This window comes from Microbacterium sp. Se5.02b, assembly GCF_019464375.1.
Classification (GTDB): domain Bacteria; phylum Actinomycetota; class Actinomycetes; order Actinomycetales; family Microbacteriaceae; genus Microbacterium.
The window spans coordinates 4,006,515-4,027,432 of the sequence record NZ_CP080491.1; the positions used below are offsets into that span (position 1 = coordinate 4,006,515).

The window sequence follows — 20,918 nt, forward strand, 5'->3', positions numbered from 1 at the left end:
TCTTCCTACGCCGAGTGCGCGTCGAGGAAATCGAGGGTCTCGCGCGCGGACGGAGCGGAGGCCGACGCACCATGGTGTTGCACGCACAGCGCGGCGGCGGCGGAGGCGAACCCCAGGGCGGCGGCCAAGTCCTCGCCATCGGAGAGCCGCGCCACGAGCGCACCGCAGAACGTGTCTCCCGCAGCGGTCGTGTCGACGGCTTCGACCGGATGGGCCGGGACCATCGTGGAATCACCGCCGGACACGAGGAGTGCTCCCTTCGCGCCGAGCGTGACGATCACGGTAGGCACCCGCCCGGCGAGGGCCAGCGCCGCCTCGCGCACGTCGTGTCGATCGCCGCCCGCCACCTCGAGGCACTCGTGCTCGTTCACCACGAGGATGTCGACGGCATCGAGCACCTCGCCGGGGAGCGACATGCTCGGGGCCGCGTTGAGCACCGTCACGGCGTCGCGGGTCCTCGCCCGGCGGAAAGCCGAGAACACCACGTCGACCGGGATCTCGAGCTGCGCCAGGACGATGTCGCCCGCCCCGATCTCACCCAGCGCGGCATCGGCCTCGCGCGTGAGCGCCTCGGCGTCCTGATTCGCCCCGGGCACGACGACGATCGCGTTCTCGCCGCCGTCGGACACCATGACGAACGCGGTTCCGGTCACGCTGTCCGACATCGCCAGGTGCGTGCGCACCCCTTCCGCCGCGAACGTCGACCGCAGGCGCGCCCCTGCCTCGTCATCGCCGACGGCGCCGATGAACGTCGTCCCGGCTCCCGCGCGGGCTGCGGCGACGGCCTGATTCAACCCCTTGCCACCCGCACCGACGCCCTCCATCGCGCCGAGCACCGTCTCACCGCCGCCGGGATGCCGGTGAACAGACACCGCGGTGTCTTCGTTCGCACTGCCGATCACGATCACGCCCATGTCTGCTCCTCCGCGGGGAACGATACGCGCGTCACCGATCGATCGCCTCATCGACGGTGAGACCGGCGAACCGTGGGATCGCGAGACCGGTGAGACGGATCCCGCTCGGCTCGAGGCCCTCCGGGATCCAGTCCTCCCCGAACAGCACCGCCGCCGCCGCCCCCGCGAGAGCCGGCAGCGTCGCGGCGTTGCGCGGCTGTGCGAGGACGCCCAGCAGCAGGTCGTCCGCGTCCTGGGCCATGGCGATGTGCGCGAGCAGGAACCCGAACGTCTCCGGCGCCGCGACCGGGTAGCTGTACACCCAGTCGCCGACCTGCGTGCTCAGACGTCGAGCACGATCCATGGGCCCTTTCGCTCCGGCGGCGACCTGCAGCGAAGTCTCCGCCATCCGGCGGCTCCACGTGCTCTGCGGCAGCTCCTCCACGGCGAGACGGACCGCATCGGCGGCGCCGGCGCCCTCGATCAGCGCGCCGAAGAGGACGGCGCTGGCCCGTGCGCACCACACCCCGTCGAGGGAGTGCGTCACCTCGGCATCCGCCCCTGCCTCGTCGGTCGCACCCGTGGCGACCGCGGCGAGCGCCCGCACCGTCGCGATGTCGTCGAAGTAGTGCGCGTTGTCGTGTCCGGACTGGGGAGGCCTGAGCCCACGGCGCAGGTTCTGCAGGGCGAGCTTGGTGCCGATGCGGGCGCGCAGTCCCCGTCGGGGTCGGCCTCGAGCTCGGCCAGCTCGAGCCACTCGGTCACCCCGAACCCTCGCACATGCTGCCGTGCCGAGAACGCGAACCATTCGATGTTCTCGCCCGCTCCCGGGTGCAGGACGCTCGGCGGTGCGGCGTGCGTGAAGGGCCGCGGGATCGTCGTGGTGCGGTCGTCGTCGCCGAGCTTCGCGAGGATGCGCACCCGGTTCACCCGCTTGGGAGGAAGGGCGTACACGCGGAAGTCGGCGTTCGTCGACGAGGCCGACTCTCCGGCGACGATCCCGCGGGTGAACAGATCGATCAGAGGGGTGGTCATGCGCGCGCCTCCTCGACGATGCGGGTCAGGGTGTCGGCGGCGTCCAGCGGATGGATCCCGGCCATGGATCGGATGCACGAGCCGGCGACGGGCCGCAGCCCCGCCACCCACTCCTCCGGCAGGTCGCCGATACCCGAGATCGCACCCCGATGCATCCGGCGATCGCGGCGGTCGTGTCGGCATCGCGGCCCATGTTGACGGCGAACAGGATGCTGTCGGCCGCTCGTCCCTCGGCGTGCAGCACCGAGGCCATCGCGAGTCCGACCGCCTCGGGCGCGAGGTCCGCCCAGAAGTAGTCGGCCACGGCCAGACGGTCGTGGAGAGCGCGGGCGAGCGCGTCGTCGTCGAGGCCGGAGTGCACCAGGTCGCGGGCGTCGCGGAGGTTCCGTGCGGTCCAGCTGTCGGCGGGGATGGCCGCGAGACCCGCGTCGTAACAGGCCGCGGCGTCAGCTCCCGTCAGGGCGCAGGTCACGGCGACCGCGACGACCACTCCTGCCCAGATGCCCTCGGTCGTGTGGCTCACCGCGCCGTCGGCCTCGGCCAGTCGACGCGCGAGTTCCACGTCGCCGTCGGCCACGATCCCGAGCGGGCTCACCCGCATCGCCAGGCCGTCGCTCCACCCGTGCATCGTGTCGCCGCTCAGCGGCGGGCGGATGCCGTGGCGCAGGTTGTCGATCGCGGCCATCTCGCTGAAGCCGCCCCCTTGAAATCGTCCGCCTGCGGGAGCACGTCTTCGATCCAGGTCTGGGCGAAGTCGTCTGCCGTCGCCCCGACGCCGACGCGGAGCACGGTCTTGGCGGTCAGGAGCGCGTACTCGGTGTCGTCGCTGCCGGCGGGCTCGGGGTCGAGGTACCCGGTCACACGCCCGTGCGCCGCTTGGATCTCTGCGGCGGAGAAGCCTTCGACGGGCCGGCCGATCGCGTCGCCGATCGCGAGTCCGGCGAGCGAGCCGCGGGCGCGCTCCTGCAGGGTCGGCGTGGGAGAGGTCATGGAGATCCTTTTCTCTGAGGGGTCAGCGGGTCGGGAACAGGGCGACGGTGCGGCGGGCAAGAGCATCGATCTCGACGCCGTCGAGCCCGGGAAGGCTGGTCGCGATGCGGTTCTGGAGCGGCTCGATGAAACGCGCGGGCAGGGCGTCGATGCCGGCGAGTCCGCCGAGGACCGAGCCGACCGTCGCCCCGGCGGAGTCGGTGTCCCACCCCGCGATCACCGCGAGCGGCACTCCCCGCGCGAAGTCCCCGCCGCTGCGGGCGAGCGCGAAGGCGATGAGGGCCGCGTTGTTGACGGTGTGCACCCAGTGCAGGTGTCCGTAGGCGGCGTGCAGTGCGTCGAGCGCCGCGGAGTCGTCGAGGCCTCCGCGGCCGAGCTCGGCACCGTGCGCGATCGCCGCGGCGAGGTCGCTGCCGTCGGGGACGACGGTGGTTGCGAGGTCGAGCACCTCGTCGACGGATCGGGCGACCAGCGATGCGGAGGTCAGTGCCGCGGCCCACATCGCGCCCCACAGGCCGTTGCGGGTATGGCTGAGGCGCGCATCGGTCCACGCCATCCTGGCCGCTTCGGAGAGATCGCCGGGGTTGACCCACCCGTACACGTCGGTGCGGATCAGGGCGCCGATCCATTCCCGGAAGGGATTGCGCACACGGCCGGCCTCGTCCGGCCGATACCCGTCGAGGAGGTTGCGGTACGCGATGCGCTCGGCCGTGAAGGTGCGCCCGGCCGGAAGGTCGCCGAGCCACGCCTGAGCGGTGTCACCGGTCGAGAACCCGCGCCCGCTGGTCTCGAGCACCCGCAGGTTCAGCAGGGGATAGTTGAGGTCGTCGTCCTCGGGCATCCCGTCGATGTTCTCCTGCAGGGAGTTGACCGCGGAGCGTCGGTTCCACGGCCAGCGCCGCGCGACGTCGTCGGGCAGCCCCCGGGCGGTGAAGTAGTCGTCGAGGGGCCAGCGACCGGTCGCCCGGAGGATCTCCTCGATCCCTTCGCGCGGGATCTTCTCGACCGGCTTGCCCCAGAGGCACCCGGCCGCTCGGCCGGCCCACGCCCCGTGCACCCGGCCGAGCAGGACCTCTTCGGCGGGGGCGGGGATCGGTGCGGGGATGCCCTCGAGCTCCGTCCGCAGCTCCGCCCACGAGGTCGCCTCCGCCTCGGGCACCGGAACCGCGTCGAGTTCGACCAGCAACTTCCGCGCGAGCGCTCGCAGTTCGTCTGAGGCCGCCTGTGCCGTCGCGCCTCCGCGCACCGGGTCGAGTCCCCGCCCGCGGTGCGCCAGCGTTCGGCGATCCCCTCCACGTCCTTGCCTTCGACGCGGGACTGCACCAGCTCGTGCGGGAGCAGGTCTTCCGGCTGTGCCCAGGTCAGGCGCATCACGCCCCCTGGAGGGCCGAGACGCGGCGGATGTCGGCTTCGGCTCTGGCGGCATCCTTCTGCATGATCTCGGTCGCGACGTCCGTCAGCAGGGTCGCGTACTCCTCGAAGTCGACGCGGCTCGCCGTGGCGATGGTGTCGAGCATGTCCGCGGGGATCACGGCGCCGCCACCGATGCCCGCTGCCAGGCTTCCCGCCATCGAGGCGATCGAGTCTGAATCGCGGCCGTAGTTCACGGCGCCGAGCACGGTCGGCAGGAAGGCGCCGTCATGGGCGACGAGGAACCCGAGCGCCACGGGGAGCTCCTCGATCGCCTTGGTCCGCGACGGCACCCTGGCGTCCATGAGCGGTTCGCGGTACGCATCCCCCACCGTGTCGAACGGGCGGATGGCGTCACGGAGCGCGACGCCGATCGCATCGACGTCGGCGCCGGACGGCAACCCGCGGGCGGCGTCGACGACGGCCCGGATCGCCGCTGCCGTGCCGTCGTGCGCGACGCGCAATGCGGCATCGATCACCGAGTCGACGGTCGCGTCGAGGGCGACGGATGCCGCGACGGCGGCCGCGAAGACGCCCGCGGCTTCGCGGCCGTAGCTCGACTGATGGGCGCCGGCGACGTCGATCGCCTCGGCGTACGCGGCCTCGGGGTTGCCCGCGTTGACGATGCCGACCGGCGCCATGTACATCGCGGCGCCGCAGTTGACCACGTTGCCCACGCCGGCTTCCCGCGGGTCGACGTGGCCGTACTGCAACCGCGTCACCAGCCACTTCTCCGCGAGGAAGATGCGCTGCAGCAGGATCGACTCCCGCTCCAGCTCCGGGATCCAGCGGACCTCGGTCTGCAGCAGCGGCACCAGCAACTCGGCCACCGCGAACGCGTCGATGTGGTCGCGTCGTTGGGCGTACACCCGGATCAGGGCCTGCGTCATCAGGGTGTCGTCCGTGATGTGGCCGTCGCCCTTGTGGTACGGGCTCACCGGGCGGGCGGTCTGCCAGTCCAGGTGGTACGGCGGCACGATCCCGGTGATGCGTCCGCCGTATCGTTCCTTGATCTTCTCCGGACTGAACCCCTCGGCCGCCCCGCCCAGGGCGTCGCCGATGGCCGACCCCGCGAGTACGGCCGCCGTGCGTTCCCGAATCCAGCTCATGCCATTCCTCTCTTAGAGGTGGGGCGGATGCGTGCATCCGCCCCACCGTCGTCAACCGTTGACCTGTGCCCAGCCGTCGTCGAGCTCCGATGTCAGGGACTTGTCGTCGATCTCGCCGCCCAGGAACTTCTGGAACGCGGGAGTCGCGACGGTGTCCTTCCATCGGACGAACCCGTTCGCCTGCAGGAAGGCGGGGCCGTCGAGGCCCTCGGCCGACTTCACGATCTCGGGCCAGCCGTTCTGGTCGGCCGTCTGCTCGGCGAGCGCCTCGCGTGCCGAGACCGTCGTCGGGATGAGGCCGTCGGCGATGTTCATCTTCACGAGGTTGTCGGTCTGCATGAAGTAGTCGATGAACTTCGCGGCCTGCTCCTGGTGCGGCGAGTCGATGTTGATCGACAGCGTCTGCGGGTTCGCGGCCTGCACCGCGCCCTCAGAGCCCGCGAGCGGCGGGAGCACGACCCAGTCGAGGTCGGCCGGCGCGTCGGTGGCGATGTTCGCCACCTGGTACGAGCCCTGCACGGTCATGGCGGCCTTGCCCGCATAGAAGGTGGCCAGCACGTCGGAGCCCGACTGCGTGACGCCGATCGGGTCGACCGATCCGTCTTCGATCATCGACCGCACCCGGTTCGGCACCTCGAGGTCGGCGTCCTTCACGTCGACCTTCATGTCTTCGCCCTCGCCGGTGAAGTACTCAGACCCGAAGCCCATGCCCAGGCTCATGAAGGCGGCCGTCGGGCTCTTGAGACCCCACGTGATGCCGTGCACGTCGCCCGATGTGGTGGCCTTCGCGATCTCGTCGAGTTCGTCCCACGTCATGGAGTCGCCGGTCGGGATCTCGACGCCCGCCGCCTCGAGCAGCGTCTTGTTCGCGAACTCGACGTACGTCTGCAGCTCGGTCGGGGCGCCGATGATCTGGTCGTCGACCGTCACCGAGGAGAGCACGCCGGGGTCGATGTCGTCGATCGTCTTCTGGCTGAGCAGCTCGCCCAGGTCGGCGACGTAGCCGTCACGGGCGAAGGGCACGATGCCCAGCACCTCGTAGTGGATGATGTCGGGGGCGACCTCGCCGGCGAACTGCGTCGTCAGCTTGTCGTCCAGGCTGTCGGTCGGCGCCTGCACGATGTCGACCTCGATGTCGGGGTTGTCCTCGTTCCAGGCGTCGACGATCTCCTTGGTCGCCTGGATCGCGGCCGGCTGGTCGGAGAAGGACTGGAAGGTGATCGATACCGGTTCGCCGTCGCCGGCGTCGTCGGTCGTGTCGCCGCCTGCGGAACAGGACGCGAGGATCAGCGCCGTCGCCGCACCCGCGGCGAGCGCGATGGACGCGCGATGAAGCTTCTTCACTTCATACCTCTTTCTTTGTGTGATGGGACTTGCGGAAAGTCGTGTGCGTTCAGCCCTTGACGGCGCCCGAGAGCAGACCCGTGGCGAGGCGCTTCTGCAGCAGGGTGAAGAAGACGATGCTGGGGATGCTCGACAGGAGCGCACCGGCAGCCAGCGGTCCGACCGCGACCTTCCCCTCGCCGCCGACGAACGTGCTGAGGGCGATGGGGAGGGTGTAGTTCTCGGGCGACTGCAGCAGCACGAGCGCGAAGAAGAACTCGTTGTACGCCGATACGAAGCTGAACATCGCCGTCGCGACGAGTCCGGGCATGAGCAGCGGGAACACGACCCGCTGCAGCGTGCGGGCCTTGTTCGCCCCGTCGATGGACGCCGCCTCCTCGATGTCGTACGGGATCGCGGCGACATAGCCCTGCAGCATCCACAGCGAGAACGGCAGCGTGTACACCGAGTAGACCGCGACGAGTCCGAGGAGCGAGTCGACCAGCCCGACCGACCGGAGGATGAAGAACAGCGGGATGACGATCAGGATCACCGGGAAGATCTGACTCACCAGGATGTAGCCGACGCCGATCGACCGGAGCTTGCCCTGGAACCTGGCCATCACGTACGCGCCGGGGATCGACAGGAGCGTGACGATGATCGTGGTCGCCACCGCCACGAGAAGGCTGTTCCCCGCCGCACGCACGAGACCCTGCCTCTCGAGCGCGACCACGAAGTTGTCGATCGTGGGCTGCAGGGGCAGCAGGTTCACCGCGAGCGAGTTGATCTCGGCGGACGACTTGAACGCGGTCGAGATCAACCACAGCAGCGGGAACCCGAGGAAGATCAGGAACCCTGCGAGCGCCACGTACTGCAGCACACGCACGAGCAGCTTCCTGGTGCGGCGGTTCATCTTCGCGCGCTGCCTCTTCGTGGTGTTCTGCGTGACCAGGGTGCGGGTCTGGGTGCTCTGGGTCATCGTGCGCTCCTTTCCGGACGCAGCTGGCGCCAGAGGGCGATCACCAGGATCGCGACGAGGAACACGACGATCACGTCGCCCATCGCCGCGGCACCGCCGGTGTTGCGCGACTTGAAGGCCTCGAGGTACGTGAACAGCATGGGCAGCATCGTCCGTCCGCCAGGACCGCCCTCGGTCATGACGTAGACGATGCCGAACGAGTTGAAGTTCCAGATGAAGCTCAAGCTCGCGATCGAGAAGATCACCGGGCGCAGCGCCGGCAGGGTGACGCTGACGAATCGACGCCAGGTGCCTGCACCGTCGACCGCCGCGGCTTCGAGCAGCTCGCCTGGAACCTGCTGCAGACCCGCCAGCAGCACCACGGTGTTCTGCGGCATGCCCACCCAGACACCGACGAGGATGACGGCGGGCAGGGCGAGTCCGAAGTCGCCGAGCCAGTTGATGTTCTCGGGGCCGCCGAGCGATTCGATCAGCCAGTTCAACGGACCGTTGGTGGGCGAGTAGATCATCTGCCACATCACGGCGACGACCACGGGCGGCATCGCCCACGGGATGAGCGCGAGCACGCGGGTGATGCCGCGGAAGCGCAGGTCGGTGTTGAGCAGAAGAGCGAGGCTGAGTCCGCCGATCAGCTGGAGCGCGGTCACCGTGACCGCCCAGATCATGCCGATCCCGAACGACTGCCAGAACTGGGTGTCGGAGCCGAGCTTGATGAAGTTCTCGAAGCCGATGAACTGCGTGTCGTGGTGGCGCGCGAGCCGCGAGTCGGTGAACGCGGTGGCGACGCCGATGAAGAGCGGGACCACGCTGAGCAGGAGGATCGGGATCAGGGTGGGGATGACGAGGCCGATCGCCTCGTTGCGCCGCGACCTGGCGAGTCCGCCGGGCTTGGGCGCCGCGCTCTTCGCACGGTCGGTCCGGACTGCGGTGCCGCTCACGAGGACTCTCCGATCGTCGAGGCCCGCACTACGAGCGTGGCCTCCACCGTCTCGCGCCTGGTCGGACGGGAGGGGTCGGCGAAGCGCTCGGTGAGCATCCGCGCGGCGATCCGCCCTCGCCGCTCGGACTGCAGCGAGACGGAGGTGAGCGGGGGGCTGTACAGCGCGGCCAGGTCGGTGTCATCGATGCCGGTCACGGCGATGTCCTCCGGCACCCGCATGCCGCGACGGCGGATGGCGTTGATCGCGCCGATCGCGATCAGGTCGTTGGCGCACACGATCGCGTCGATCGACTCTCCTCCGTCCGACGCCGCTGCGAGCATGCGCTCAGCGGCATCCACACCCGCGCCGACGGTGAAGTCGGTCGCGGTGATCTGCAGCGCGTCCGTGCGCACGAGGCCGTGCCGTTCGACGGCGGCGGCGAAGCCGGCTCGTCTGGCCGCTCCGGGGTTCGTGTTGCCTGGACCGTTGATCACGCCGATGCGCGTGCGCCCGATCTCGACGAGGTGGTCGACCACCATGCCGACCGCGACGGCGGAGTCGACGAAGACGCTGTCGATGCTGAGCTCCGAGTGCAGGGTGCCGATGACGACGACGGGCACGACGGTGTCGGCCAGCGCCTGCCGAAGCGCCGGCGTGACCCGCAGGGGCGAGATGATCAGGCCGTCGCCCGCTCCCATGCTCAGCATGCGCACGAGCTCGACCGTCTGGTCGGGGCGGCGGCCGGTCGCCGAGACGCTGATGCGGGTCGTCTCCCCAGCTCCTCCTCGATCGCGCGGAGCATCTGCACGTAGTTCGGGTTGCCGATGTCATCGACGGCGAACACGACCTGCGGGCGTCCTCCCAGCCGCAGCGAGCGCGCGGTGGCATCCGGGAGGTAGCCGATGCGCTTGGCCGCCGTGCGGACCTTGCGCACCATCTCCGGGCTCGCGGATCGACCGGTGAGGGCACGCGATGCGGACGCCAGCGAGACGCCGGCCGCAGCGGCGACCTCGTGCAGAGTCGGCTTCGTCCCCATGGTTCTCCTCATCGAGCGGAAACGTTTCCATCCCGCCATTGTGGAAACGTTTCCAAAATGGCGATATTCGGGCTGCAGGGAATCTAGGCGGACTCACCCAGGGTGTCAAGACCCCGGTGCGCGGGCACCGAGGATCCGTTCCGCGCGCCCGCGCATCGCGGGGTCCACCATCTCGCCGGAAGCAAGCGTCGCCACTCCTCCCCGCGCAGCGCTGCGACGACCTCCCGCGCCCAGGCGATGTCGTCGTCGCTCGGCGCGAAGGCCGCCGCGATCACGGCGAGCTGGAGCGGATGCACAGCCATCCGTCCGATGAGCCCGAGTTCTGACGCGCGACGGGTGTCTTCGGCGAGGCCCTCGAGATCGCGGATCGCGGGGTACACCGCCGCCATCGGGGCAGGCAGTCCCGCGGCGCGTGCGGCGAACAGCATCGACAGTCGAGCATGGGCGATCACGGGTTCGCCCCCGCCGAGCTCGCTGCGCAGGTCACTCTCGCCGAGCGCGAGCGCCACGACGGCCGGATGCGCGGCGATCGCGGCAGCGTTCACCACTCCCCGAGCCGATTCGAGGAGCGCCACGACAGGCCGACCGGGAACCCGCGCTGCGGCGCGGTCGAGGTCGGCGACGGTCTCGACCTTCGGCAGACGCACACCGATGTCCGGAGCGAGGTCGGCCACGGCACGCAGATCCGCGTCGGAGCCGGCGTTCACGCGCACCTGCGCAGCGGCCGCTGCCCTCCGTCCATCCCGCAGCCACTCGACGACCGCTTCCCGCGCGGCCGACTTGCGCTCGGGAGACACCGCGTCCTCGAGGTCGAACACCACCAGGTCGGCGCCGCTCTCCTCGGCCGAGAGGAAGCGATCGGGGCGGTCGCCCGGCACATAGAGTCCGGTGCGGTACTGGCCGATCATCACACCACACCCTTCCCGCGGAGGTCGGCGATCTCCCCCTCCGAGAACCCGGCGTCGCGCAGCACCTCGGCGGTGTCGGCGCCGTGCGCGCGCCCCGTCCACCGGATGGAGCCCGGCGTGCGCGACAGCCGGAACAGCACGTTCTGCATCGCGATGTCGCCGAGGTCTTCGTCGTCGACGCGCACGACCGTCCCCAGCGCCCGGTACTGCGGGTCCCCCACGACGCCGCGCACATCGTAGACAGGGGCGATCGCTGCGGACGCGGCCTCGAACGCGGCGACCACCTCTTCGGCGTCGTGCGCACCGATCCACGACTGCACGGCAGCGTCGAGCTCATCCGCGTGCTGCGCCCGATCGTGTCCGGAACGGAACCACGGCTCATCGATCAGCTCGGCGCGGCCGACGACCGTCATGACGCGCTCGGCGATCGATTGGGAACTCGTCGACACCGCCAACCAGATCCCGTCGCGCGAGCGGTAGACGTTGCGCGGGGCGTTGTTGACCGAGCGGTTCCCCGTGCGGGGTTGCACGATGCCGAGTTGATCCCACGCCGTGATCTGCCCGCCAAGGAGCATCAGGATGGGTTCGATGATCGCCATGTCGACGACCTGCCCCCGTCCATCGCGCTCGGCCCCACGCAGGGCGGCCATCACGGCATAGGCGGTGGCGAGTGCGGCGATCCCGTCGGCGAGACCGAACGGGGGCAGCGTGGGCGGCCCGTCCGGCGCCCCGGTGAGCGCCGCGAACCCGCTCATGGCCTCGGCGAGACTGCCGAATCCTGGGCGCGCGGCATAGGGCCCGAACTGCCCGAACGCCGTCACCCTCGCCAGCACGAGGCGGGGATTCGCCTCGAGCAACCGCTCGGGAGAGAGCCCCCAGCGCTCGAGGGTGCCGGGGCGGAAGTTCTCGATCATGACATCGGCGTCCGCCACCAGGCGCAGCAGCACGTCGGCCCCCGCGGCGTCACCGAGGTCGATCGTCACGGTGCGCTTGTTGCGGCCGAGCGTCTTCCACCAGAGATTGACGCCGTCCTTCTGCGGCCCGTGACCCCGCGACGCGTCAGGGCGGGTCGGATGCTCCACCTTGATGACGTCGGCGCCGAAGTCCCCCAGGAAAGTCGCGGCCAGCGGCCCCGCGAACAGCGTGGACACATCGAGCACGCGCACCCCCTGCAGAGGCGCTGTTGGAACAGTTCTCAGATCTTCCCGGTCCGACACCGAGACATGATAGCCACAGCACCCGCCGGGCTCGACCCCTCCGCGTGCACCTCAGAAGCGCCGCCGCGCCGACCGCACCACCAGGTAGATCAGGTACACGCCGCCGAGCACCAGCGTCACGACGCCGGCGGGGAGCGCATGCTTCGGCACCAGGTTCTGGCCGATGATGTCGGCGAGCGCGAGCAGCACGGCTCCCATCAGCGCTGTCGCCAGCAGATGAGCCGGGCCGTTCTTGACGATGAGCTTCGCGAGGTGCGGAGCCGCGAGCGATACGAAGGCGATCGGACCGATCACCGCGGTGACGACGCCGGTCAGTCCGACCGCGATCGTCACCAGTCCCCCCTTGGTGAGGCCCACTCGTCCGCCCAGACTGGTGCCGAGATCGTCGCCGAGCTCGATGAGCCACAGGCCTCGTCGAGCGAGGACCAGCAGCACCATCAGCACCGTCACGACAACGATCGGCACGGTGGCCTGCTGCCAGCCGACGCCGTTCAACGAACCGGCGTCCCAGATCGCGGCGGAGACGGCGACCTCGAGCCGTGCCCGCAACAGCATCCAGGAGTTCAGGGCGGCGAGCACCGCACTCACCCCGATGCCGACGATCACGATGCGGTACCCCAGGGCGCCGCGCCCGGCGATCAGCAGTGCGACCAGTGCGGCCGTGGCGAAGCCGCCGAGGATGGCGCCGATCGCGACGGCGATGCCCGACCCGCTGCCGCTGGTCATGACGATCAGGGCGCCGGTATAGGCGCCGGTCGTGAGCCCGATCACGTCGGGGCTGCCGAGCGGGTTGCGCGTGATGGTCTGGAACACCGTGCCTGAGAGCGCGAGTGCTGCCCCGAAGAACACCGCGGCGAGCGCCCGGGGCACACGCCAGTCGACGACCACCATGCGGATGCCGCCCTGCGTCTCGAACAGTGCCTGGATCACACGGATCGGCGAGAGCACGGTGTCGCCGATCGACAGGCTCGCGAGGAAGGTGAGGAGCAGGGTCGTCGCCAGGATGCCCATCGCCCAGCGTCCGCGCCGGTCGAGGGTGCGGCGTGCACGGCGGATGTCGGCGCGAGTCGGGGCGTTCACATCTGCACCGGGTTCCTGCGCCGACCGATCCAGATCAGGAACGGCGCGGCGACGAACGCCATCACGATGCCGACCGGCACCTCCTGCGGCGCGATGATCACCCGCCCGACCACGTCGCCGAGCACCACGACGATCGCACCGATCACAGCGGACAGCGGTACGACGGCCTTCTGCGATGGCCCGACGACACCACGCGCGATGTGCGGGGCGGCGAGTCCGAGAAAGGCCACCGGTCCCGCCACCGCGGTCGCGGTGCCGGCGAGGAGCGTCACGGCGGCGACCGAGCCCGTGCGCAGCATGCCGATCTTCACCCCCAGGGCAGCCGCGGTGTCGTCGCCGAGCGCGAGCAGGTCGAGGCCCCGGGTCATGAGCTGCGCGAGCACGAGGCCGATCGCGATCGCGGGTCCGGCGACGAGGAGGATCGAGAGGTCGCGCCCCGCGAGCGCGCCGGACTCCCAGCTGCGCATGTGCAGGAAGGCAGTGGGGTTGAGGAGGACGAGGGCCGTCGTGATGCCCGCGAGCACCGCGGTGAGCGCGACCCCGAGAGCACGAGCGTCACGGGGCTTCCGCCGCCTACGGCTCCGAGCAGCACGACGACGATGGTCGCGACCAGCGCGCCGAAGAGGGCGAAGGCCATGAGCTGCGGGAAGGCGTTGATGCCGAGCGCCGCCACGGCGATCGCCACGGCGACCGATGCGCCGGCGTTGACGCCGAGGAGGCCGGGATCGGCCAGCGCGTTGCGGGTCAGTCCCTGCATGATCGCCCCCGCGGCTCCGAGCGCGAGGCCGACGACGATGCCGAGCACGGTGCGCGGGATGCGCGATTCGCGGACGACGAGCTGCGCGTCGCTCCCGTCGAAGTCGGTGATCGCCCGGAGCACGGTGTCGAGGCCGACGATCTTCGTGCCGACGGTCAGTCCGACGCCCGCGGCGATGGCGAGCGCGAGCAGCGCGAGCACGACGACGAGCGCGGTCCGTCCGGTGGATGACCGGCGCGGACCGCGACCCGAGCGCGTGCTCGCGGTCACTCCGCCGTGCGGGCGGGGCCGTTCCCCGCGACGGCCTCCGCGAGGGCGGGCACCAGCGCATCGAGGACGTACGGCAGGCTGAGCGGCGAAGTGAAGTAGATCGCACCGGCCGTGACCCCGTCGGTGTAGACGACCGACGTGTTCTTCATGGCGTCGATCGCGGTCACGAACGCCTCGCCCTCGAGCGCCGTGATGTCGTCGTCAGACTCGGTTCCCCAGATCAGCACGTCGGCGGCGTTGAGCACGTCGAGGTTCTCGACCGGGATATACGCCTGGCCGCCCGACGAGTCGTCCGGAGCGTAGGCGTCGATCTCCGACGGGATCGTGAATCCGAGATCGGTGAGGAAGTCGGTGCTCAGGCCGTCCTGGTAGGCGATCGCCGAGCCGTCGTAGATCGCGTTCTGCAGGAACACGACAGACGTGTCCGCGAACTCGGGATGCGCGGCGGCGGCCTCGGCGAACTTCGCGTCGATGTCGTCGACGAGCTTCTGCGCCTCGTCCTTCATGCCGACCGCCTCGCCGATCTGCAGGGTCTGCACGTCCCACGGCTCGAAGTACATCGAGTAGTCGCCGGAGTGCGCCACGGTCGGGGCGATGTCCGACAGACGGTCGAAGTCCTCCTCCGTCATGCCGGCGTTGGTTCCGATGATGAGGTCGGGGTCGAGCAGGGCGATCGCCTCGAAGTCCAGGCCGTCGCTCGTGCCGAGCACCTCGGGCTCGGAGCCGTCGCGCGCCTCGTCGGCCCACGGCCAGGAGGCGAAGTCGTAGTCGCCGTACCAATCGGTCACGCCGACGGGCTCGAGACCCAGCGCCCAGAGCGTGTCCTGCTCGGTGTAGCCCACCGAGACGATGCGCGTGGGCTGCTCCGAGATCGTGGTGTCGCCGTAGGCGTGCTCGACCGTGACGGGGAACGCGTCGGCGTCGCCGGCGGGCGCGTCACCGCCCGCGTCATCGGCGGCGGGGGCACAGGAGGTGAGAACGGCCGCCGAGACGACGACGGCGAGCAGCGCGGTGAGCGCCTTCGAGCGGATGAGAGGCATGAGGCACCGTTCCGTTGGGTAAGGGTTGCCTAAGCTTATCCATCCCGCGCAGCCGCGACGCAGCCACCCGCCCAGATCGCGAGCTCGGCCGCGAACCAAGAGGTAAAATGTTACTGAGATCGATGCGCGGTCACCCGCTGACATCGGACGCTCTTCGCAGTGACAGATAGAGACGGGTTCGAAATGATCAACCGTATTCGCTGGATCATTCTCTGCGCGATCATCCTGACGGCGCTCGCATTCCTGATCGCCCGCCAGCAGGGCGCGATCACCGACTTCGTCACCTCGGTGGTTATGTGCGTCCTCATCGCCCTCGCGACGACCGTCGGGTTGGTCGCTTCATCGCTCCTTCGCCGGGAACGCCGGGAACGCCGATGAAATCCCGACTGAAACCCGCGACGTTCGCGACCATCGTGATCGCTCCGATCGTCGGCCTCCATCTCGTGCTCTTCATCACCCGAGCGTGGTCGCCCTCGTCATCCCTGATCGGCGTCGGCCTCATCGACGCCGTGAGTTGGACCATCTGCTTCTTCATCTGGCGTCAGACCGGCCGACGACTGCCCCCACGCTGACGGGCCGCCGCCCGTCGCACCGTCAGTATGCGACGGGCGGGATCTCGGCCCAGACAGCGCGGTCATCGACCGAGGGAGCAGCGGGGATGCGGCCGGCGCCGTCGGGCTCGGGGATCGCGGCGAGCAGCGCCTGCGTGTACGGATGCTGCGGCGCGGCCCAGAGCCGGTCGGTCGGTCCCGACTCGAGCACGCGCCCGCCGAACATCACGAAGGTCCGGTCCGCGATGCGGCGGACGACCGCGAGGTCGTGCGAGATGAACAGCATTCCCGCACCGGACTCCGCCACCAGGTCGCGCATGAGACCGGCGACACTCGTCTGCGTCGACGCGTCGAGCGCCGAGATCGGCTCGTCGGCGACGAGGAGCGACGGCCTGGCGGCCAGAGCCCTGGCGATCGCGATGCGCTGCTTCTGCCCGCCGGAGAACTGGTGCGGGAAGCGTGTGCGCACCTCCGCGGGCAGGCCGACCCGCTCGAGCCACTCCTCGACGGTCGAACCTGCCGCGCCGCGAGCCCGCGCCGTCGCGATGCCGTCCGCGACCTGGTCACCGACCCGGCGTCGCGGATTCAACGACGTCGCCGGGTCCTGGAACACCATCTGGATGCCCGTCAGCGCCGTCGATCGGCGTCGGATCCCGAGCGGGGTCACTGGGGCGTCACGGAAACGCACCGTCCCCCCCGCGATCTTCTCGATGCCGACGACGGCGCGCGCGAGGCTGGACTTCCCGCTTCCCGACTCTCCGACGAGGGCCACGGTCTCGCCGGCGGAGACGCTGATCGACACACCGTTCACGGCGACGACCGGCGGGCTTCCCGGGTAGCGCACGACGACATCCTGCGCGTCGAGGACGGCGACCTCACTCATCTGCAGCCTGCCCTTCCGGCGCCTCGTCGATCCGCGAACCCGGCAGGGCCGCGAGCAGCATGCGCGTGTAGTCGTGCTGCGGATCGCGGAACAGCGTCTCGCGGTCGGCGAGCTCCACGATCCGGCCGTCCTTCATGACGGCGACCCTGTCGGCGATCGCGCTCATCACGCCGAGGTCGTGCGTCACGAGCAGGACGGCAAGGTTCCGTTCGGTCGCGAGGTCGCGCAGCAGCTTCAGGATGCCGGCCTGCACCGTGACGTCGAGCGCGGTGGTGGGCTCGTCGGCCAACAGCACCTCGGGGTCGCACGCGAGGGCGCAGGCGATCGCGATGCGCTGACGCTGGCCGCCCGAGAACTGGTGCGGATACCGCTTCAGCGCCTCTTCGGGGTTCGGCACCTGAACGGTCTCAAGCAGTTCGACGGCGCGCTGCCGCGCCGCAGCCCCCTTGAGCCCCAGGTGCACGCGCATGTGATCGGTGAGCTGACGTCCGACGGGAAGCTGCGGGTGCAACGAGGCCGACGGGTCCTGGAACACCATCGCGATGCGCATGCCGCGCACCCGGTTGAGGGAGCGGCGCTTCAACCCGACCAGCTCTTCGCCCGCCAGGGAGATCGAGCCGCCCGTGCGCGCCTGGCGCGGCAGCAGACCGAGCACCGCGAGCGAGGTGAGCGTCTTGCCCGAACCGGATTCGCCGGCGAGGCCGTGGATGCGACCGGCCTCGAGCTCGAGCGACACACCCTTCACGAGGGGCCGCCCGATGTCGATCGTCAGATCCCGGATGCTGAGGACGGAGGTTCCCTGAACGCTCATGCGGCCACCCCCGTCGCGGACGCCTTGTGCTCGGCCGCCTTCTCGTGCGTGATCTCGGCCGTGGGGTCGAGCACATCGCGCATGGCGTCGCCCAGGAAGTTGAACGCCAGCACGACGGTCAGGATCGCGAGACCGGGGAAGACGCCGAGCCACCAGGCGTCGAAGTTCTGCATCGCGCCGGAGATCATCGATCCCCACTCGGCCGTCGGCGGCTGCGCGCCCAGGCCGAGGAAGGAGAGTCCGGAGAGGAGCAGGATCGCCGCGCCGATGTCGAGAGTCGCGAGCACCAGCACGGGGCCGGCGATGTTCGGGAGGATGTCGACGAACAGCGTGCGGGCGGGCGAGTGCCCGAGCAGCCGACCGGCGATGACGTAGTTCTGCCCCCGCAGGCTCAACACGATGCTGCGCGTCACGCGGGAGTACTGCGGCCAGGAGACCACGATCGCCGCGATCACGGCGTTGAACAGCGAGGGGCCGAGCGAGGCGGCGACCACCATCGCCAGGATCACGGTGGGGAACGCCATGAACAGGTCGGTGATGCGCATCAGCGTCTCGTCGACCCAGCCGCCGAAGTATCCGGCGAGCGCCCCGATCAGCGTTCCGATGATCATCGCGGCGATGACGAGCATGAGCGCGAGCGGGAGGCTCACCGTCGCACCCGTCATCAGGCGCGAGAAGATGTCGCGGCCGTTGCCGTCGGTGCCGAGGAACGTGTCGATGCCCGGTGCCTGCAGACGAGGGAGCACCTGCGCATTCGGCGGGTAGGGAACCCACCACTGCGCGGTGAAGGCCACGATCACCCACGCCCCGGCGACGACGGTGCCGATGATGCCGAGCGGGGGTGCGCCAGGCGCGGGGCCAGCGGAAGCGGAAGCGCCCGGCCGGTGTGGCTGCGGCGATGCGGCTCATGCGATCCTCACTCTCGGGTCCAGCACGCCGTAGAGCAGGTCGACGACGAAGTTGATGAGGAGGTAGATGACCCCGACCACGAGTCCGACGCCCATGATGCCCGGCAGGTCGAGGTTCGCGGCGGAGTTGTAGGCGTAGGTGCCGAGTCCGGGCCAGGCGAACACCGACTCGACGAGCACCGTGCCCGACAGCAGGGCCCCGAACGCGACACCCACCACGGTGAGGATCGGCAGCGAGGCGCCGCGGAGCACGTAGTCGAGGATCACGCGCAGGGCAGGGAGCCCCTTGGCCCTGGCCGCGCGCACGTAGTCGCTGCCGAGGACCTCGAGCACCGAGGTGCGGATGAACCGGGTCAGCAGGCCGATGGTCACGAGCGAGAGCACCATGACCGGAAGCGCGAGGTGGGCGAGGGCGTCGAAGAAGCCGACCGCGTCGCCGTTCAGGAGGTAGTCGACCGTGTAGAGGCCCGTCACACGCGGGGGTGGCGTGATCGACGGCGAGATGCGTCCGGACCCCGGCGCGATGCGGAGCTCGAGGAAGAACACGTAGAAGCTGACCAGCGCGAGCCAGAAGGTCGGCACGCTCAGGCCGATCAGCGTGACGACGCGGATCACCTGGTCTGTGACGAGCCCTCGGCGGTAGGCGGCGAGCGTGCCGAGCACGATGCTGACCGCGAGGCTGACGATGATCGCGCCGATCGCGATCTCGATGGTCGCGGGAACCGCGGTGGCGAGGTCGCTGGTGACCGGGCGTCCGGTCACCAGCGACGTGCCGAGGTCCCCGCGGAGCAGGTTCCCCATGTAGATGAAGTACTGCACGAACAGTGGCTGATCGAGTCCGTTCGCCTTGATGAAGGCTTCTCGGGTCGCCGGGTTCTGCGACGCGCCCTCACCGAGGGCGGCCGAGACCGGGTCTCCCGGCACCAGGTTGGTGAGCGCGAACGTGACGATCGTCACGCCCACCAACAGGAGCAGGGAGGTCCCGGCCCGCCGCAGCAGGTATCCGACGAGAGGCGAGCGGCGCCGCTGCGCCTGCCTCTGCACCGCCACTGTCGTCATGGGATGTCCGTTCAGCCGGCGGGCGTGATCTCGGCGATGTCCATCTCCCAGACGGAGTTGTACACGGCGCCCTGCACGCTGTCGGCGGAGGAGATGTTGCGCCCGGGGACGATCAGCGGCACGAACGGCCCCTCCGCCTGCATCGCTTCGGCGAAGTCAGTGAAGGCGGCCGTGCGCTGCTCGGGGTCGGTCGCGGCGGCAGCACCCGCCGCGATGCCGGCGATCTCCGGGTTCGCCTCAGCGGCCCAGCCGGCGCGGAGGCCGACCTTCAGACCAGGGGCGAAGGGCAGGAAGTTCGCGGAGTCGGCGTAGTCCGGACCCCAGAACCAGAGGCCGAAGCCCTCGGTGCCGTTGACGTAGGCGTCGAGTTCGGTCGCGAACGGCGCGGGCGCCAGCTCCACCGTGATGCCCGCGTCTTCGAGCTGCGCCTGCACGCGCTCGGCGAGCGGGGATGAACTCCACGCCGCCCACCGGGTAGTCGTTGGGGAACTGCAGCTTCAGCGTCTGACCGTCGTAGCCGGCCTCCTCGAGCGCGGCCGCTGCCTTGTCGAGGTCCTGGTCGACGCCGTCTTCGAGTGCGCCTTCGAAGCCGGGCGGGATCACTCCGGTCGCCTGCACGGATCCGGCGCCCGCGAGCTCGAGAAGTGCGTCGTAGTCGAGCGCGTACCGGATCGCCTCGGCCAGCTTGACGTTCGCCAGGTCGCCCGCGACGGCCTCGGACTGGTTGAGCAGCAGGAAGATGGTCTGGCCTGACGGGACGGAGTCGACCGAGATGTCGTCGCCGAGACCCGCGACCTGGTCGCCGTTGAGGTCCATCGCGACCATCGAGTCGCCGCCCTTGAGGTTGGCGAGCTGGGTGGCGCTCTCCGAGACGTTGCGCACGACGACGCGCGAGTAGGCCGTCTCCTCGTCGCCGTTGTATGCCTCGTTGGGCGTCAGCACGACCTGCGAGCTGAGGTCGAGCGTGTCGAGCACGAACGGCCCGGAGCCGGCGGACTCCCCGTCGAGGAACTTCTGGGCGACGTCGGTGCCGTCGATCGTGCCGCCGTTCTCGATCACCACGTCGGAGTTGACGATGCCGAGCGCCGGGTTCGCCAGGATCGCGGGAAGCTGCAGCAGCGGAGTCTCGGACGTGATCTGGATCGTCTTCTCGTCGACCTCGGTGATGGTGAGGCCGCCGAGGAGGAAGTTCGGCTTGGCGTCGGTCATGCCCTGGATGCGCTGCAGCGAGAACACGACGTCCTTGGCCTCGATCGGCGAGCCGTCGGAGAAGACCCGGTCGCCTTCGAGCGTGAACGTGAACTCGGTCGCCTCGTCGTTCTGCTCCCACGAGGCGAGACCCGGGACCGGCGTGGAGACATCGGAGCCCTCGAAGTCGACAAGGGTCTCGTACAGCGCCTTCGCGATCATGTTGCCGGTCGGGTCGTAGGTGTGACCCGGGTCGGTGGTCTCGATCGAGAACGCGGTGTCGATGACGAGGGAGTCGGAGCCCTGGGACGACTCGCTCGTGTTCGCGGAGTTCCCTCCCGAGCAACCTGCGAGCGCGAAGAGCGCGACGGCTCCGAACGCGAGGACCGGCGTGATGCGGCGTGACGACATGAGGGCCTCCAAGGGCGAGGAGTACATTCGGGTGAGTCGCCACCGATGTGGACGACCGGGGATCAGATTCGCATCATATGCGACGATGTGTCCAGCGAGTGCGGTCCCCACCGACACGCTCTGTCCAGAACCTCGGATGT

At 69.9% G+C, this 20,918-nt stretch carries 22 protein-coding genes and 1 pseudogene; 2 read left to right on the plus strand and 21 right to left on the minus strand.

Going from position 1 to position 20,918, the window contains the following annotated elements; translation table 11 throughout:
• Window positions 1-5 precede the first annotated feature (5 nt).
• From K1X59_RS20125 to K1X59_RS20200, 16 genes and pseudogenes are all read right to left on the minus strand, one after another.
• On the minus strand, window positions 6-914 hold the full coding sequence (locus tag K1X59_RS20125; protein ID WP_220173788.1) for a ribokinase: 909 nt from the start codon (window positions 912-914) through the stop codon (window positions 6-8).
• Window positions 915-945: 31 nt separating this feature from the next.
• A complete protein-coding gene (locus tag K1X59_RS20130) occupies window positions 946-1,701 on the minus strand; it encodes an ADP-ribosylglycohydrolase family protein (RefSeq protein ID WP_244632245.1) in 756 nt (251 codons plus the stop codon).
• 252 nt (window positions 1,702-1,953) lie between these two features.
• Entirely contained in the window at window positions 1,954-2,613 is a 660-nt protein-coding gene (locus tag K1X59_RS20135; RefSeq protein ID WP_220173789.1) for an ADP-ribosylglycohydrolase family protein, read from the minus strand.
• Window positions 2,568-2,918 carry an ADP-ribosylglycohydrolase family protein gene (locus tag K1X59_RS20140; protein WP_183151337.1) on the minus strand — a complete coding sequence of 117 codons (351 nt, stop codon included), beginning with the start codon at window positions 2,916-2,918 and terminating at the stop codon, window positions 2,568-2,570. The genes K1X59_RS20135 and K1X59_RS20140 overlap by 46 nt, the downstream gene beginning before the upstream one ends.
• 22 nt (window positions 2,919-2,940) lie before the next feature.
• Complete coding sequence (locus tag K1X59_RS20145) at window positions 2,941-4,164, minus strand: ADP-ribosylglycohydrolase family protein (RefSeq protein ID WP_258566965.1); 1,224 nt, start codon at window positions 4,162-4,164, stop codon at window positions 2,941-2,943.
• 124 nt (window positions 4,165-4,288) lie between these two features.
• Window positions 4,289-5,437, minus strand: coding sequence for an ADP-ribosylglycohydrolase family protein (locus K1X59_RS20150; RefSeq protein ID WP_183151338.1), 1,149 nt, complete (start codon window positions 5,435-5,437; stop codon window positions 4,289-4,291).
• Between the two features lie 51 nt (window positions 5,438-5,488).
• On the minus strand, window positions 5,489-6,781 hold the full coding sequence (locus tag K1X59_RS20155; RefSeq protein ID WP_183151339.1) for an ABC transporter substrate-binding protein: 1,293 nt from the start codon (window positions 6,779-6,781) through the stop codon (window positions 5,489-5,491).
• Between the two features lie 49 nt (window positions 6,782-6,830).
• On the minus strand, window positions 6,831-7,739 hold the full coding sequence (locus K1X59_RS20160) for a carbohydrate ABC transporter permease (RefSeq protein WP_244632246.1): 909 nt from the start codon (window positions 7,737-7,739) through the stop codon (window positions 6,831-6,833).
• Window positions 7,736-8,677 (minus strand): carbohydrate ABC transporter permease, encoded by a 942-nt coding sequence (locus tag K1X59_RS20165; RefSeq protein WP_183151340.1) that lies wholly within the window; start codon window positions 8,675-8,677, stop codon window positions 7,736-7,738. The genes K1X59_RS20160 and K1X59_RS20165 overlap by 4 nt, the downstream gene beginning before the upstream one ends.
• Entirely contained in the window at window positions 8,674-9,366 is a 693-nt protein-coding gene (locus K1X59_RS20170) for a LacI family DNA-binding transcriptional regulator (protein WP_258567242.1), read from the minus strand. The genes K1X59_RS20165 and K1X59_RS20170 overlap by 4 nt, the downstream gene beginning before the upstream one ends.
• Window positions 9,360-9,695: a LacI family DNA-binding transcriptional regulator gene (locus K1X59_RS20175; protein ID WP_202045435.1), complete on the minus strand. Its 336-nt coding sequence runs from the start codon at window positions 9,693-9,695 to the stop codon at window positions 9,360-9,362. The genes K1X59_RS20170 and K1X59_RS20175 overlap by 7 nt, the downstream gene beginning before the upstream one ends.
• Before the next feature lie 83 nt (window positions 9,696-9,778).
• Window positions 9,779-10,603 carry a CoA ester lyase gene (locus K1X59_RS20180; RefSeq protein ID WP_220173791.1) on the minus strand — a complete coding sequence of 275 codons (825 nt, stop codon included), beginning with the start codon at window positions 10,601-10,603 and terminating at the stop codon, window positions 9,779-9,781.
• Complete coding sequence (locus tag K1X59_RS20185) at window positions 10,603-11,820, minus strand: CaiB/BaiF CoA-transferase family protein (protein ID WP_258566966.1); 1,218 nt, start codon at window positions 11,818-11,820, stop codon at window positions 10,603-10,605. Before K1X59_RS20185 ends, K1X59_RS20180 begins: the two co-directional genes overlap by 1 nt.
• 51 nt (window positions 11,821-11,871) lie before the next feature.
• Window positions 11,872-12,900: an iron chelate uptake ABC transporter family permease subunit gene (locus K1X59_RS20190; protein WP_183151342.1), complete on the minus strand. Its 1,029-nt coding sequence runs from the start codon at window positions 12,898-12,900 to the stop codon at window positions 11,872-11,874.
• Window positions 12,897-13,927, minus strand: a pseudogene (locus K1X59_RS23005) (FecCD family ABC transporter permease). Before K1X59_RS23005 ends, K1X59_RS20190 begins: the two are co-directional and overlap by 4 nt.
• A complete protein-coding gene (locus tag K1X59_RS20200) occupies window positions 13,924-14,967 on the minus strand; it encodes an ABC transporter substrate-binding protein (protein ID WP_220173792.1) in 1,044 nt (347 codons plus the stop codon). Before K1X59_RS20200 ends, K1X59_RS23005 begins: the two are co-directional and overlap by 4 nt.
• Window positions 14,968-15,150: 183 nt before the next feature.
• Between K1X59_RS20200 and K1X59_RS20205 the strand changes: the two genes are divergently transcribed.
• Complete coding sequence (locus tag K1X59_RS20205) at window positions 15,151-15,345, plus strand: hypothetical protein (protein WP_183151344.1); 195 nt, start codon at window positions 15,151-15,153, stop codon at window positions 15,343-15,345.
• Window positions 15,342-15,539 carry a hypothetical protein gene (locus tag K1X59_RS20210; RefSeq protein WP_183151345.1) on the plus strand — a complete coding sequence of 66 codons (198 nt, stop codon included), beginning with the start codon at window positions 15,342-15,344 and terminating at the stop codon, window positions 15,537-15,539. The genes K1X59_RS20205 and K1X59_RS20210 overlap by 4 nt, the downstream gene beginning before the upstream one ends.
• Before the next feature lie 22 nt (window positions 15,540-15,561).
• Here the strand turns inward: K1X59_RS20210 and K1X59_RS20215 are convergent, their stop codons facing one another.
• The 5 genes from K1X59_RS20215 to K1X59_RS20235 all read right to left on the minus strand — a co-directional run bounded on the left by K1X59_RS20215 (window position 15,562) and on the right by K1X59_RS20235 (window position 20,778).
• Entirely contained in the window at window positions 15,562-16,401 is an 840-nt protein-coding gene (locus K1X59_RS20215; RefSeq protein WP_220173793.1) for an ABC transporter ATP-binding protein, read from the minus strand.
• Entirely contained in the window at window positions 16,394-17,212 is an 819-nt protein-coding gene (locus K1X59_RS20220) for an ABC transporter ATP-binding protein (protein ID WP_220173794.1), read from the minus strand. The genes K1X59_RS20215 and K1X59_RS20220 overlap by 8 nt, the downstream gene beginning before the upstream one ends.
• Complete coding sequence (locus tag K1X59_RS20225; RefSeq protein WP_244632252.1) at window positions 17,209-18,012, minus strand: ABC transporter permease; 804 nt, start codon at window positions 18,010-18,012, stop codon at window positions 17,209-17,211. Before K1X59_RS20225 ends, K1X59_RS20220 begins: the two co-directional genes overlap by 4 nt.
• 105 nt (window positions 18,013-18,117) lie before the next feature.
• Window positions 18,118-19,179 (minus strand): ABC transporter permease, encoded by a 1,062-nt coding sequence (locus K1X59_RS20230; RefSeq protein ID WP_220173795.1) that lies wholly within the window; start codon window positions 19,177-19,179, stop codon window positions 18,118-18,120.
• A gap of 237 nt (window positions 19,180-19,416) precedes the next feature.
• The gene (locus K1X59_RS20235; RefSeq protein WP_258566968.1) at window positions 19,417-20,778 is read right to left on the minus strand and encodes an ABC transporter substrate-binding protein; all 1,362 of its coding nucleotides are present in this window, start codon (window positions 20,776-20,778) and stop codon (window positions 19,417-19,419) included.
• Window positions 20,779-20,918 lie beyond the last annotated feature (140 nt).

Coding starts and splice junctions, on each gene's coding strand:
- K1X59_RS20125 (WP_220173788.1), bottom strand. CDS start 914: ATGGGCGTGATCGTGATCGGCAGTGCGAACGAAGACACCGCGGTGTCT.
- K1X59_RS20130 (WP_244632245.1), bottom strand. CDS start 1,701: ATGGTTCGCGTTCTCGGCACGGCAGCATGTGCGAGGGTTCGGGGTGAC.
- K1X59_RS20135 (WP_220173789.1), bottom strand. CDS start 2,613: ATGGCCGCGATCGACAACCTGCGCCACGGCATCCGCCCGCCGCTGAGC.
- K1X59_RS20140 (WP_183151337.1), bottom strand. CDS start 2,918: ATGACCTCTCCCACGCCGACCCTGCAGGAGCGCGCCCGCGGCTCGCTC.
- K1X59_RS20150 (WP_183151338.1), bottom strand. CDS start 5,437: ATGAGCTGGATTCGGGAACGCACGGCGGCCGTACTCGCGGGGTCGGCC.
- K1X59_RS20160 (WP_244632246.1), bottom strand. CDS start 7,739: ATGACCCAGAGCACCCAGACCCGCACCCTGGTCACGCAGAACACCACG.
- K1X59_RS20170 (WP_258567242.1), bottom strand. CDS start 9,366: ATGCTGAGCATGGGAGCGGGCGACGGCCTGATCATCTCGCCCCTGCGG.
- K1X59_RS20175 (WP_202045435.1), bottom strand. CDS start 9,695: ATGGGGACGAAGCCGACTCTGCACGAGGTCGCCGCTGCGGCCGGCGTC.
- K1X59_RS20180 (WP_220173791.1), bottom strand. CDS start 10,603: ATGATCGGCCAGTACCGCACCGGACTCTATGTGCCGGGCGACCGCCCC.
- K1X59_RS20200 (WP_220173792.1), bottom strand. CDS start 14,967: ATGCCTCTCATCCGCTCGAAGGCGCTCACCGCGCTGCTCGCCGTCGTC.
- K1X59_RS20205 (WP_183151344.1), top strand. CDS start 15,151: ATGATCAACCGTATTCGCTGGATCATTCTCTGCGCGATCATCCTGACG.
- K1X59_RS20210 (WP_183151345.1), top strand. CDS start 15,342: ATGAAATCCCGACTGAAACCCGCGACGTTCGCGACCATCGTGATCGCT.
- K1X59_RS20215 (WP_220173793.1), bottom strand. CDS start 16,401: ATGAGTGAGGTCGCCGTCCTCGACGCGCAGGATGTCGTCGTGCGCTAC.
- K1X59_RS20220 (WP_220173794.1), bottom strand. CDS start 17,212: ATGAGCGTTCAGGGAACCTCCGTCCTCAGCATCCGGGATCTGACGATC.
- K1X59_RS20230 (WP_220173795.1), bottom strand. CDS start 19,179: ATGACGACAGTGGCGGTGCAGAGGCAGGCGCAGCGGCGCCGCTCGCCT.
- K1X59_RS20235 (WP_258566968.1), bottom strand. CDS start 20,778: ATGTCGTCACGCCGCATCACGCCGGTCCTCGCGTTCGGAGCCGTCGCG.